The organism is Allobosea sp. Root381 (genome assembly GCF_001429395.1).
Lineage (GTDB): Bacteria > Pseudomonadota > Alphaproteobacteria > Rhizobiales > Beijerinckiaceae > Allobosea.
In genome coordinates, this window is record NZ_LMJT01000001.1 from 478690 (window position 1) to 490632 (window position 11943).

The 11943-nt window shown below is 68.6% G+C and carries 13 protein-coding genes; 7 read left to right on the forward strand and 6 right to left on the reverse strand.

All coding sequences use genetic code 11. The features are described 5' to 3' along the window. The first annotated feature begins 22 nt into the window (after positions 1-22). Both ASE63_RS02260 and ASE63_RS02265 read left to right on the forward strand, forming a co-directional pair. Positions 23-1456 (forward strand): MATE family efflux transporter, encoded by a 1434-nt coding sequence (locus ASE63_RS02260; protein WP_056795781.1) that lies wholly within the window; start codon positions 23-25, stop codon positions 1454-1456. Further along, positions 1453-2367: a DUF937 domain-containing protein gene (locus ASE63_RS02265; protein ID WP_056795786.1), complete on the forward strand. Its 915-nt coding sequence runs from the start codon at positions 1453-1455 to the stop codon at positions 2365-2367. The genes ASE63_RS02260 and ASE63_RS02265 overlap by 4 nt, the downstream gene beginning before the upstream one ends. Before the next feature lie 57 nt (positions 2368-2424). On the opposite strand, the gene ASE63_RS02270 is transcribed toward ASE63_RS02265, so the two are convergent. Further along, positions 2425-2832 (reverse strand): DUF1127 domain-containing protein, encoded by a 408-nt coding sequence (locus tag ASE63_RS02270; protein WP_056795788.1) that lies wholly within the window; start codon positions 2830-2832, stop codon positions 2425-2427. 168 nt (positions 2833-3000) lie between these two features. Here ASE63_RS02270 and ASE63_RS02275 point away from each other — a divergent pair, with 168 nt between their 5' ends. Beyond that, a complete protein-coding gene (locus ASE63_RS02275) occupies positions 3001-3882 on the forward strand; it encodes a LysR substrate-binding domain-containing protein (RefSeq protein ID WP_056795790.1) in 882 nt (293 codons plus the stop codon). A 25-nt stretch (positions 3883-3907) separates the two neighbouring features. On the opposite strand, the gene ASE63_RS02280 is transcribed toward ASE63_RS02275, so the two are convergent. From ASE63_RS02280 to ASE63_RS02295, 4 genes are all read right to left on the reverse strand, one after another. Then, on the reverse strand, positions 3908-4081 hold the full coding sequence (locus ASE63_RS02280) for a Flp family type IVb pilin (RefSeq protein WP_156410144.1): 174 nt from the start codon (positions 4079-4081) through the stop codon (positions 3908-3910). Between the two features lie 256 nt (positions 4082-4337). Then, entirely contained in the window at positions 4338-5735 is a 1398-nt protein-coding gene (locus ASE63_RS02285) for a glutamate--cysteine ligase (RefSeq protein WP_056795796.1), read from the reverse strand. A 207-nt stretch (positions 5736-5942) separates the two neighbouring features. Further along, the gene (locus tag ASE63_RS02290) at positions 5943-7112 is read right to left on the reverse strand and encodes a carboxylate-amine ligase (protein WP_156410145.1); all 1170 of its coding nucleotides are present in this window, start codon (positions 7110-7112) and stop codon (positions 5943-5945) included. A 160-nt stretch (positions 7113-7272) separates the two neighbouring features. Then, positions 7273-8019 (reverse strand): 16S rRNA (uracil(1498)-N(3))-methyltransferase, encoded by a 747-nt coding sequence (locus ASE63_RS02295; protein ID WP_056795803.1) that lies wholly within the window; start codon positions 8017-8019, stop codon positions 7273-7275. 239 nt (positions 8020-8258) lie between these two features. Here ASE63_RS02295 and ASE63_RS02300 point away from each other — a divergent pair, with 239 nt between their 5' ends. Together ASE63_RS02300 and ubiA are read left to right on the forward strand one after the other, a co-directional pair. Continuing rightward, positions 8259-8723, forward strand: a complete 465-nt coding sequence (locus ASE63_RS02300; RefSeq protein ID WP_056795806.1) for a hypothetical protein — start codon at positions 8259-8261, stop codon at positions 8721-8723. An 81-nt stretch (positions 8724-8804) separates the two neighbouring features. Beyond that, positions 8805-9710: a 4-hydroxybenzoate octaprenyltransferase gene (gene ubiA, locus ASE63_RS02305; RefSeq protein WP_244491240.1), complete on the forward strand. Its 906-nt coding sequence runs from the start codon at positions 8805-8807 to the stop codon at positions 9708-9710. A gap of 257 nt (positions 9711-9967) precedes the next feature. On the opposite strand, the gene ASE63_RS02310 is transcribed toward ubiA, so the two are convergent. Continuing rightward, positions 9968-10489, reverse strand: a complete 522-nt coding sequence (locus ASE63_RS02310) for a DUF6101 family protein (protein WP_056795812.1) — start codon at positions 10487-10489, stop codon at positions 9968-9970. Between the two features lie 255 nt (positions 10490-10744). Here ASE63_RS02310 and ASE63_RS02315 point away from each other — a divergent pair, with 255 nt between their 5' ends. Continuing rightward, the gene (locus tag ASE63_RS02315) at positions 10745-11566 is read left to right on the forward strand and encodes a 3'(2'),5'-bisphosphate nucleotidase CysQ (protein ID WP_056796583.1); all 822 of its coding nucleotides are present in this window, start codon (positions 10745-10747) and stop codon (positions 11564-11566) included. A gap of 128 nt (positions 11567-11694) precedes the next feature. Continuing rightward, on the forward strand, positions 11695-11931 hold the full coding sequence (locus ASE63_RS02320) for a DUF4170 domain-containing protein (RefSeq protein WP_056795814.1): 237 nt from the start codon (positions 11695-11697) through the stop codon (positions 11929-11931). Positions 11932-11943: the final 12 nt, after the last annotated feature.

The window sequence follows — 11943 nt, forward strand, 5'->3', positions numbered from 1 at the left end:
GCGCGCACCCCCGGAGGCTCGCATGAGCGCCACCGCCGGCACGCAGCAGGCGGTCTTCGTCAGCGGCTCGCTGATGCGCCATGTCGCGGTGATGACCGGGACGGGCGCGATCGGGCTGATGGCCGTGTTTGCCGTCGACCTTCTGTCGCTGCTCTACGTCTCCTGGCTCGGCCGGCCAGCGGCGACCGCCGGCGTCGGTTTCGCGACCATCGTCCTGTACCTGATGATCTCGATCAATATCGGGCTGATGATCGCGGTGGCGGCGTTGACCTCGCGCGCGCTCGGCGCCGGGGACCGTGCAGGCGCAAGGCGGCTCGCCGGTTCGACGCTGACCCTGATGGCGGTGGCCGGGCTCGGCTTGAGCGTGGTCGCCCTGCCCTGCCTGCCATGGCTGCTGCATCTGCTCGGCGCGCAGGGCGAGAGCTACGCCGTCGCGCTCTCCTTCCTCTGGATCGTGCTGCCATCCAACGCGCTGATGGCAATCGCCATGGGGCTTTCGAGCGTGCTGCGGGCCGTGGGCGACGCGCGCCGCGCGATGTTCGTCACGCTCGGCGGCGGGGTGGTGACGGCGGCGCTCGATCCGCTGCTGATCTTCTGGCTCGGGCTCGGGCCGGACGGCGCGGCCTGGGCGATGGTCGTCTCCCGCGTGGTGATGGTCGCCACCGGGTTGCATGGCGCAATCAAGGTGCACGGTATCGTCGCGCGGCCGAACCTTGCGTCCCTCCGCGGGGATACGGGCCGGACCTTCGCCATCGCGGGGCCGGCGATCCTGACCAATCTCTCGAACCCGATCGCCAACGCCGTCTTCGCCAGCATCTTCGCCCGCTTCGGCGACGGCGCGGTGGCGGCGCTGGCGATCATGGATCGGCTCGTCCCGGTCGCCTTCGGCGTGCTCTTCGCGCTGACCGGCGCCGTCGGCCCGATCCTGGCGCAGAACTGGGGCGCCGACCGCTTCGACCGGATGCGGCGCGGGCTGACCGCCTCGGCGATCTTCGCGATCGGCTGCGTCGTCATCTCCTGGGTGCTGCTGACGCTGCTGCGCGGGCCGATCGCGGCCGCCTTCGGCGCGACCGGGCTGACGGCGGAGCTCGTGATGTTCTTCTGCCTGATCGCCGGGCCGATGTGGATCTTCGTCGGGCTGCTCTTCGTCGCCAACGCCGCCTTCAACAATCTCGGCATGCCCTTCCTGTCGACGCTGTTCAGCTGGGGCCGCGCGACGCTCGGCACGATGCCGCTCGCCTGGCTCGGCGCGCAATATGGCGGGGCGAAGGGGGCGCTCGTCGGCTCGGCGCTGGGAGCGGTCGCCTTCGGCATCCTGGCGCTTGTCTTCGCCTATCGCGGCATCGCCCGGCTGGAGCGGGAGGCGCGCCCCGCTTCCCTTGCCACGCCCCCGGACGCTGCTATCGTCCCGGCACAGGCGGCGGCAGACCGCGCTCGAGCCGGAGGAACGCCATGATGAATCTCTACGAGATGATGCTTCAGGCCCAGAACGGCCAGGCGATGCAGAACCTCGCCCGGCAATACGGGCTCAGCCAGCAGCAGACGCAGGCCGCGATCGACGCGCTGCTGCCGGCCTTTTCGATGGGCCTGCAGCGCAAGACGCAGGACCCTTATGCCTTCGGCTCGCTCGCCCAGATGATGACCGCATCGCCCTTCGGCCGCATCTTCGACACCGATGGCGACGGCATCCCCGACAATGCCAGGGCCGCCGGCAACGACGCGCTGAGCCAGCTCTTCGGCTCCAAGGAGGTCAGCAGCGCGGTCGCGGCCCAGGCGGCGGCGACGAGCGGCGTCGCCCAGGCGGTGCTGAAGCAGATGATGCCGGTGATCGCCGCCATGGTGATGGGCGGGCTGTCGAAGTCGATGAGCAGCCAGGGGATGGGCGGCATGCTCGGCCAGTTCGCCGAAATGATGCGCGGCCAGATGCCCGGCATGCAGCCAGCCCCGGCGCCGCAGCCGGCGAGTCCGGTCAATCCCTTCGAGGCGATTCTAGGAGGCCTCTTCGGCCAGGAGCAGGGCAAGGGCCAGGTGCCGGGCGGCGGCCCCTTCGGCGGCGGGCAGATGCCGGGCGGGCAACTCAACATGGACCAGATGGGCGGCGGGATGCTCGGGCAGATCCTCACCGGGATGCTGGGTGGGGCGCAGCAGCCCCAGGCGCAAGCGGAACCGCGCCCGGAACCGCCCCCCCGGCGCGCCCCGGAACCCGAGCCGGAGGATGCGCCTTCCGCCGCCGCGCCCGGCCCCGGCCCGATCGGCCTCGATGCGCTGAACCAGATGTTCGAGCATGGCCGCAAGGTGCAGGACAGCCACCAGGACGCGCTGAAGTCGATCCTCGACGCGATGCTCGGCGGCCAGAAGGGGCGTTGAACAAAAAAGGGCGGAGGCACGAAGCCTCCGCCCGCAGGAACATGCAGCCCCAAGGGGTCAGGCGCTGCACGCAACCGAATTGACGACCTCGCCGCGCATCACGGGAGGCTTCGCCGCCAGGGCCACCACCGGGCGCGAAGGCGCAGCAGGCTCCTTCGCGGCGGCAAGTTGAAGGCTCGCCTCACGGCGGCGCGTGGCGACACCCGAGCGGGTGGCTGAGCGCTCCGCCAGCACGAGGGTAGGATCGGAGAGCCAGGACACCGCCAGCGCCCCGTCGAGATCGGAGCGGACGAGGCCGATATCCTTGAGGCTGCGCTCGTCGAGCTCGCCCAGGCGCAGCACCTCTCGGCGGTGGATCAGGGCTTTCGCGAGCGACACGAACGGGTTGATCGAGAAGGCAGCGACACGCGTGACGCCCGCCGAAACGGACGAGAGCGACTTCGTGGCAAAGGTCATGAGCAGCATGACGGCCTCCAGATGGATCAGGGCTACGGGAGCCGCCGGCCCTGCCCGGACGCGCCGCTGGCAGAAGCCGGTAACTGACCAAAGGGTAGCTCCGCCCTAGCCATAAGCCAAACGAATGCTTATGATGCTTGACACCACGGTTATTGATGAACCGATTTGAGGCCCGACATGGCGCATGTGCTCGACGCCGACCAGCTCAAGACCTTCGTCGCGATCGCCGATACGGGGTCGTTTACGCGTGCGGCCGAGATCGTCTTCAAGACACAATCGGCCGTCTCGATGCAGATGAAGCGGCTGGAAGAAAGGGTCGGCCGGCCACTCTTCGGGCGCGACGGGCGCCATGCCAAGCTGACCGAGGACGGCGAGAGGCTGCTCGACTATGCGCGACGGATCGTGCGGCTGAACCTCGAATGCGTCGCCAGCTTCACCGATGCCGATCTCAAGGGCCGCATCCGACTCGGCGTACCCGACGATTACGCCGATCGCTACCTGCCGGAGATCCTGGCGCGGTTCGCGCGCTCGAATCCGCGGGCCGAGGTCACGGTCGTCTGCGAGCCGACGCCGATGCTGGCCGAGCGGATCGCCACCGGCGACATCGACCTCGCCATCGTCACCCATACCGAAAGCCGCGGCCAGGGCGAGATCATCCGCATCGAGCCGCTGCTCTGGGTGACCTCGGCGCGGCATGCGGTGCATGAGGAGGATCCGCTGCCGCTGGCGCTGGGGCGGCCGACCTGCAACTGGCGGCAGGCGGCGGTCGATGCGCTGGAGACCAAGGGCCGCCGCTTCAGAGTTCTCTATGCGAGCTGGAACTCGACCGCCGTCGGCGCCGCCGTTGTTGCAGGCCTCGCCATATCGGTGCTGCCGGAGAGCGCGGTGAGGCCCGGCATGCGCATCCTCGGGCCCGCCGACGGATTCGCGACGCTACCCTCCTGCAAGATCGGGCTGCTGCGTACGCGCTTCGACCCCTCGGTGCTCTCGAACGCGCTGGCCGAGCACATCATCCAGAGCCTGGACAACCTGGCCAGCTTCAAGACCGCGGCGGAATAGGCTTGATCGGCCGGGCTTGCCCGGATCAGCGAAGACCGTCCAGGACGCCGCCGGTCATCGCGCTGACGTTCATGCCGATCTGGGTGAGAACGGCGACGGCGGCGATCGAGATCAGGGCGGCGATGAAGCAATATTCGAGCGCCGTCGCCCCGCGTTCATCGCGGGTAAAGGTCACGAGGATGGCTGCGATCTGACGCATGCGCCGGACCATACCGGCCGAGTCCCGCCAAACTGTTAATGCGAAATCGCAAATCGCTGGAACACACGGATTTCGTGCGCGTGGACAGCGTCCTGACGGGTCGCACCGTCTTTCCGGGGCAGGCCGCAGGCCTGAGCCCGGTGCCGCACATTATCCTGAGGCCGCAGCGTTCTTGGATTCCGGGCTCTTCGCTCCGCGAAGCCCCGGAAAGACGGCATATTCCTGGCGGTAGGGTCCAGCCTGATCGGAAGGCGCGCTAAAAGGCGCAGTCCCGGAAAAGCGGCGCGATCTCGGTGCCCCATTCGGCGCGGTAGCGCGCGGCGAGCTGCTGCGCCAACGTGCGGTCGCCGGCGACGATGGCGTAGAGCGGGTCGAGGAAGATGGTTTCGTCGGCACCCGCTTCATTGCGGCGGGCGCGGCGCGCGAGCCCGGCGCGCGACAGCACCAGGACCTCGCGTGCGAGGTCGCGCAGCTTCCGGCCGGCAATGGTCGCGCCGAGGCCCGCCTTCGGCACGGCATCGCGCAGCGCCTGGCGCTCCTCGTCGGTCCAGCCCTTGACCAGGTCCCAGGCCGCATCGAGCGAGGTCTGGTCGTAGAGCAGCCCGACCCAGAAGGCCGGGAGCGCGTTCAGCATCTCGGGCGGGCCGGCATCGGCGCCGCGCATCTCGAGGAAGCGCTTCAAACGGACCTCGGGAAACAGCGTCGAGAGATGGTTCGCCCAGTCGGAAATGGTGGCGCGCTCGCCCGGCAGCTGCGCCAGCTTGCCGGCGAGCAGGTCGCGGAAGGAGGCACCGGCAACGTCGTGATAGATATCGCCACGCTTGACGAAATACATGGGAACGTCGAGCGCCCAGTCGACATAGGCCTCGTAGGACATGCCCTCGTCGAAGGCGAAGGCGATCATGCCGGAGCGGGCCTTGTCGGTGTCGCGCCAGATCTCAGAGCGCATCGACTGGAAGCCGTTGAGCTGCCCTTCCGTGAAGGGCGAGGCGGCGAAGAGCGCGGTGGCCAGCGGCTGCAGGGCGAGCGAGACCCTGAGCTTGCGGACCATGTCGGCCTCGGTGCCGAAATCGAGATTCACCTGGACCGTGCAGGTGCGGAACATCATGTCGAGGCCGCGCGTACCGACCTTCGGCATGTAGTTCGCCATGATCTTGTAGCGGCCCTTGGGCATCACCGGGGTCTGTGCCCGGGTCCAGAGCGGCGAATGGCCGAGCGCGACGAAGCCGATGCCATGCGGCTCGGCCACCGCCTTGACGTCGGCGAGGTGCTGGGCGAGCTCGGCCGCCGTCTCATGGACGGTCTCGACCGGCGCGCCGGACAGCTCGAACTGGCCACCGGGCTCCAGCGAGATCGCGCCGCCGCCCGCCGGCCCGCCGAGGCCGATGACGTGGCCGGCGTCCACGATCGGCTCCCAGCCGAGCCTGGCCTGCATGCCCTCCAGAAGATGGCGGATGCCGCCGGCGGCTTTGCGCCCGTCAGAACCTGGGCGCCCCTCATAGGGAACGGGCGAGAGATCGTCGCGATAGAAAGGAAATTTCTCGTGCTCGGTGCCGAGCCGGAAGGCCGAGGCCGGCTTTTCACCGGCGGCGATCCAGGAGATCAGTTCGTCCTTGGAACCGACCGGGGTCGAATCGGACACATCGCGAGCCATGGGCGCTCCGGCAGAAAAACGAGAGGCCAGGCTTCCGCCCGCGCTTCGCTGCGCGGTGGATCAGGCTCCAGGAGAGCCAGACATAGGCGAGCGCGCCACGCTCGACAACGACCTCCGCTTTGCGTTCGCGGAAGAGCGACGAACGGCCGGCGCAGGGCGTGCGGGCCGCGGACATCGCCTTCAGTCACGCAGCGGTCTGGAATTCGCTCAGGCAGCACCGCGGCGGAGCGCTGCGTCGTGGCCCCAGCCGGTGCGGTCGAGCCTCGTCTCGGAGGCGATCCAGTCGACCACCGCCGAAAGCCCGGCCGCCTGGCCGCCATCGCGCAGGCGCGCCTCCTCATAGACCGCGAGTTGCACATCGGCGCTGGTGCCGGCGGCCGCGAGCTCGCGGCAGCTGGCGAGCTCGGCGCGGCAGCCGAGTGCCGCCGCATCCTCGGCGAGCCGGGCGACGAGATCGTCGACGATCTCCGGCACGCTGCGCATGCTGCGGCTTTCGGCATCGATCAGCCCGCCATGGACGCCATAGCGCTGGGCGCGCCAGAGATTTTCCGCCGCGATGGCGCGCGCGGCCGCGGTCAGATTCGCATTGAGCTTCGGCTGACGGAGCAGGTGCCGGACCAGGCAGCGATAGAGCGCCGCGATGGCGAGCGTGTCCTCCAGGCGCGTACAGCTGTCGGCGATGCGCAGTTCCAGCGTCGGATGCTTGTGGGAGGGGCGGATCGCCCACCAGATATAGCCCGCATCCTTGATCGCCCCGGCTGCGACCATCGTCTCGACATAGGCGCGATAATCCTCCGGCTCGGTGAACAGTTCGGGCAGGCCGGTGCGCGGCAATTCGCCATAGGCGGCGAGGCGATAGCCCATCAGCCCCGTTCGCCGGCCCTGCCAGAAGGGCGAGGAGGTGGAGAGCGCCAGCAGCAGCGGCAGGAACGGCATGGTCCGCGCCATCAGGCGGATACGCTCGTCCTCGTCCTTCACCTCGACATGGACGTGCAGCCCGCAGAGCTGGTTGCGGCTGCCGAGCATCTGCAGGTCGCGCATCAGCGTGTCGTAGCGGGATGCCTCGGTGGCGTGCTGGCGCGCCCAGGCCGCGCTCGGATGCGTACCGCAGGCGAGCAACAGCATGTCGTGCTCGAGGGCGAGGCCGGCCAGGCCGGTCCGCAGGGCGGTCAGCGCGCTCCGCGCCTCTCCCATCGATTTGCAGACAGGCGTCGCGACCTCGATCTGCGATTGCAGCATCTCGCGCTGGACCTCGTGGGGGAACATCGCCTGGGTGGCGGCGATGAAGGTCGGAGATACCTTGCGCACGACCCCCCTGCTCCCGGCATCCGACAGGAAATACTCTTCCTCGATTCCGAAGCGGCAGGCTTCGTTCATGGCATTCATCCTCGTCGGGTCGCTCGCATCAGGGGTGCCGGCGAATCGCCCGCACCCCGGCTGCAGACCGGCGCGCCAGCCTGCTCCCGATTGAGTCGAGAATGCGTCCCCAGCATGAGCGGGAAACGGCCAAGCCGGCGGCACGTTCCGCCGCTGCGGGCTATTGCCGCGGCCAGTCGCCCAGAACCGCCTGGACCAGTGTCAGCGCGGCGACGGCGGCCGTGTCGGCGCGCAGGATGCGCGGGCCGAGCGACAGCGGCAGCGTCTCCGGCCGCGCCAGTATCCGGCGGCGCTCGGCCTCGTCGAAGCCGCCCTCCGGCCCGATCAGCACGGCCAGCGGCCCGGGCTTCCGACCCGCCAGCGCAGCCAGCGGGCTTTCCTGCGCCATCGCCTCGTCGCAGAAGACCAGCAGGCGGCCGGGCTCGAGCGCGTCGAGCGCCGCATCGAGCGGGCGCTCGGGCCTGATTTCCGGCAGGGTCAGGATGCCGCACTGCTCGGCGGCCTCGATCGCATTGGCGCGCAAGCGGTCGAGATTGAGCCGCGAAACCTGGGTGCGTCGGGTCAGGACGGGCTGCAGCACGCCTGCCCCCATCTCGATTGCCTTCTGCGCGATGTAGTCGAGGCGCGCATGCTTGAGCGGCGCGAAGAGATAGATCAGATCGGGCGCCGGCGGCTGGTCCTTCGTCCGGCGCAGCGCGGTCAGGCTCGCCTGCTTGCGGCCCTCGGCCGAAATCGCGGCCAGCCATTCGCCGTCGCGCCCGTTGAAGATCAGCACGGTGTCGTCCTGCTTCAGGCGCAGCACGTTGAGGAGGTAATTCGCCTGCTCGCGCTCGAGCGGCAGTCGCCCTCCTTCTGCGAGGTCGCCCTCCAGGAAGAGCCGATAGCGGGCGAAATCGGGAACGGACATCGGCTGGACGGCTTCCTGAAGACTTTTAATGGGCAGCCAGTTACGGCAACGCTCGCGCGAAAACCGCCACAATCTCGGGTTATCGGCAAGCATCATCGCCGAATGGAATGGAAAAGTCCGGCCCGCAAGAGTTGGACTTGCATTGGTCCTTGGCGCCAACACAGCCTTGCTGTTAAGGAAATCGCGCAGGGCCCGCGCCCTCGCAGGCAATTTCGGAGCGTGACAAGATGCGGCTAAGGATGGCTTCCGGGGTGATCGCGACGATGGGGCTCGCTGTGGCTGCCTTCATCGATGCCACCCCTGCGCGTGCGCAGGCCTCGGGCTGTGAGCAGATCCAGAAGCTGCTCCAGGAGAGGCAGACGATCGTCGCCTCGCTGAACGCCTCGCAGAAAGCGAAGCGCAAGCTGACGCCGCAGCAGGCCTGCGGCACCCTGGGCAAGCTCGTCAGCAACGGCAACGCCGCCGTGAAGTTCGCCACCGACAACCAGGATTGGTGCCAGATCCCGGCTTCCTTCATCGACGGCATGAAGGCGGACAACGAGAAGGCGAGCGGCATCCGCAATCAGGCCTGCAATGCGGTGAAGCAGCAGGCCGAGATGATGCGCCGGGCGCAGAAGCAGGCCCAGCAGGGTGCAGGCAATCCGTTCGGCGGCGCCGATGCTATCACCGGCGGCGGCATGCGCATCCCGCAGGGCGCTCTCTAAGCGTCCGCCCTCGTGACGGCCACGCCCGAACCGGCACCCGCCCCTCTCGGAAACGGCCCGGGCGCGCCTTTGCCGGACGCGTTGAGTGGCCATTGGGTCGATACGCGGGCGCCGCAGGCGACGCGGCCTTTCCTCAAGCTGGCGCGGATGGAGCGGCCGATCGGCTGGTGGCTCCTGCTGCTGCCATGCTGGTGGGCGGCGGGGCTTGCGGCCATCGCAGCCGGGCATCCCTACCCTGATCCCTGGCACTGCCTGCTCTTCCTGATCGGCGCGATCGCGATGCGCGGCGCCGGCTGCACCTTCAACGACATCATCGACCGCAAGCTCGATGCTCAGGTGGCGCGCACGCGCGGGCGGCCCCTGCCCTCGGGCCAGGTCACGGTGCGGGCCGCCGCGCTGTTCATGGTCGGGCTGTCGCTGATCGGGCTCGTCGTGCTGCTGCAGTTCAACGCCTTCACCATCGCGGCCGGGATCGCCTCGCTCGTGATCGTGGCGATCTATCCGTTCATGAAGCGGATCACCAACCTGCCGCAGTTCGTGCTCGGCCTCGCCTTCTCATGGGGCGGACTGCTCGGCTGGAGCGCGGTCTTCGGACGCCTCGATGCGCCGGCCTTCCTGATCTACGCCGCCGCCGTGGTCTGGACGGTCGGCTACGACACGATCTACGCGCTGCAGGACATCGAGGACGACGTGATCGCCGGCATCAAGTCGAGCGCGCGCTATTTCGGCGATCATGGCCGGGAGGCCATCGCGCTGTGCTTCGCGCTCGCAGTGGTGCTTGCGGGTCTTGCGGCCTGGACAGCCGGAGGCGGACCGATCGCCTTCGCCGGCCTTGCGGCCTTCGCCGGCCATCTCGGCTGGCAGGTCTCCAGGATCAAAGGCGCAACCTCGCCGGTGGCGCTCGCGATTTTCCGGTCGAACCAGAATGCCGGGCTGCTGCTGGCGACAGGCTTCGCGCTCGACGCGCTGGCACGTTCCGCCTTCTAGGAGCGGTCCGTTTTCACGAAACCGCGCTGAAGCGCTGTTCCGTCATTGCGAGCGCAGCGAAGCAATCCAGGGGCGGCAGCGCTCTACGCCTCCCTGGATTGCTTCGCTGCGCTCGCAATGACGGCAGTTGATGCGACTCAAGCCCGGCACAAGCTTGGAGCGCGACAGTATCGCATCGTCACGCGATTGCGCGCTCACTCCGGGACGGGCGGCAGGCCCGAACCGGAATGACGAGGAGGTCTCCACCGATGGCGACGTCAGTCCGTCAGGCGCTCTCCGCCGACGACCACGGGCCGCTCGGCCAGCCGGCCGGTCTTGCGCCGCACGAGGAAGCGGGGGCGGCGGCCGTTCAGGAAGGAATGGCGGCGACGGACGCGGATCGGCCCGAGTGCGACACGGCCGATCTGCGGAAAGGGCTCGCTGATGTCGCCGTCGCTGGTCTCGAGCAGCAGCGGCATGCCGCTGGCGCGGCCGAAATCGCGCCACAGCGCGACCGCATCCTCCTGATCCACCGTGGCGACGACGATCGAGCGCCCGTCTCCGGCGGTCAGCGCAAGCTGGAACAGCTCGTCGTCTCCGGCGGCATTCGCCAGCCGCAGCGCCACGCCGCGCCAGCCGGCGGCGCCGCGCAGGATGCGTACGGAGCCGATGCGCTCGATCCGCGGCGCATCCGGCTGCGCCGGCATCGGATTGCGTGGAACGGTCGTGGGGTCGGTCGCGAAACCGGGACAATTCGGCATGAAACCGAACTCCCCGGCGGCCGTCGTGACTCTCGCCATCTGTGTAACGCCTCTCTCTAATCCCTGCCGCGACGGAGCCCTCTGTGCAGTCCGGGGCTCTCGTGCTTGCTGGGCGAGAGTTGGGTCCCAGGTGTCTCCGAGCGCTTAAGCGGTTGGGTTAAAGGAGCGTGATCTGCGCCTTCCAATGGCCTCAATGGCCGGTTTCAAGCAGGATGCTTGACGGAATCTTTCGTTTCTTCTGCGCATTTTCGGCTTGAAGCGCAGCATCGCCATCCATACGGAACCAGCATGAGCATGCCCCCGCTGCCCGACGCCACCGACCTCCTGCAAGCCGTCCACGCGGCCTGCCTGGAGGCGGGCGAGATCGCCGTCGACCTGTTCCGCCCTGGCGAGCGGACCGCCGCCCGGACATGGTCGAAGAGCGGCGGCTCTCCCGTGACCGAAGCCGATATCGGGGTCGATACCTTCCTGCGCATCCGGCTCGAAGCCCTGCTCCCGGAGGCAGCCTGGCTGTCGGAGGAAACCATCGACGACGCGCTGCGGCTGAAGCGACGCTTCGTCTGGGTGGTCGATCCGATCGACGGGACGCGCGCCTTCATGAACGGCCTGCCGGACTGGGCGGTCTGCGTGGCGCTGCTCGACCAGGGCGAGCCCGTGCTCGGCATCGTCCATGCGCCGGCCTGCGACGCGACCTACCAGGCCCTGCGCGGCGGCGGCGCGACGCGTAACGGCAACGCCATCGCCACCTCGGCCGCCACGACGCTCGCCGCCGCCCGCATCGCCGGGCCGAAGCCGATGGTCGATGCGCTGGCGGAAATCGCGCGCATCGAGCCGGTCGACAAGATTCCGTCGCTCGCTCTCAGGCTGACACGGATCGCGGATGCGACGATCGATGCCGGGCTGATCTCGACCGATGCGCGCGACTGGGACCTCGCCGCCGCCGACCTGATCCTGCAGGAGGCGGGCGGCTTGCTGAGCGGAACCGACGGCGAAGCGGTCGTCTACAACAGGGAAACGCCGATCCATGGCAGGCTGATCGCGAGCGCCGGCGGGCTGTCGGCGCCCCTGCTGGCGGCGATGCGACGCCTGCGCGACGCAGGGCCGCAGCGGCTCTGACGCCTTTTTGTCGGCAATGGCGCTATTGCTGTGCCGATCTGCGCCGCTCGGCACTCGCGTGTGACGCGCGTATGGCTTAACTGGTGCCGCGCGGTTCCGGATCAGAACCGCTCGTAGCGGAGAGAACAATGGCTGCCGAACCCGAACAGAAACAGCTCCTCCACCTCGTCTTCGGCGGCGAACTGAGTTCGCTGGAAGGCATCACCTTCAAGGACCTCGCCAAGCTCGACGTCGTCGGCATCTTCCCGAACTACGCGACCGCCCACACCGCCTGGAAGGCGAAGGCGCAGGCGACCGTCGACCAGGCGCAGACACGTTACTTCATCGTGCACCTGCACCGCCTGCTCAACCCCGAGACAGTCTAAGGTTCCGACGCC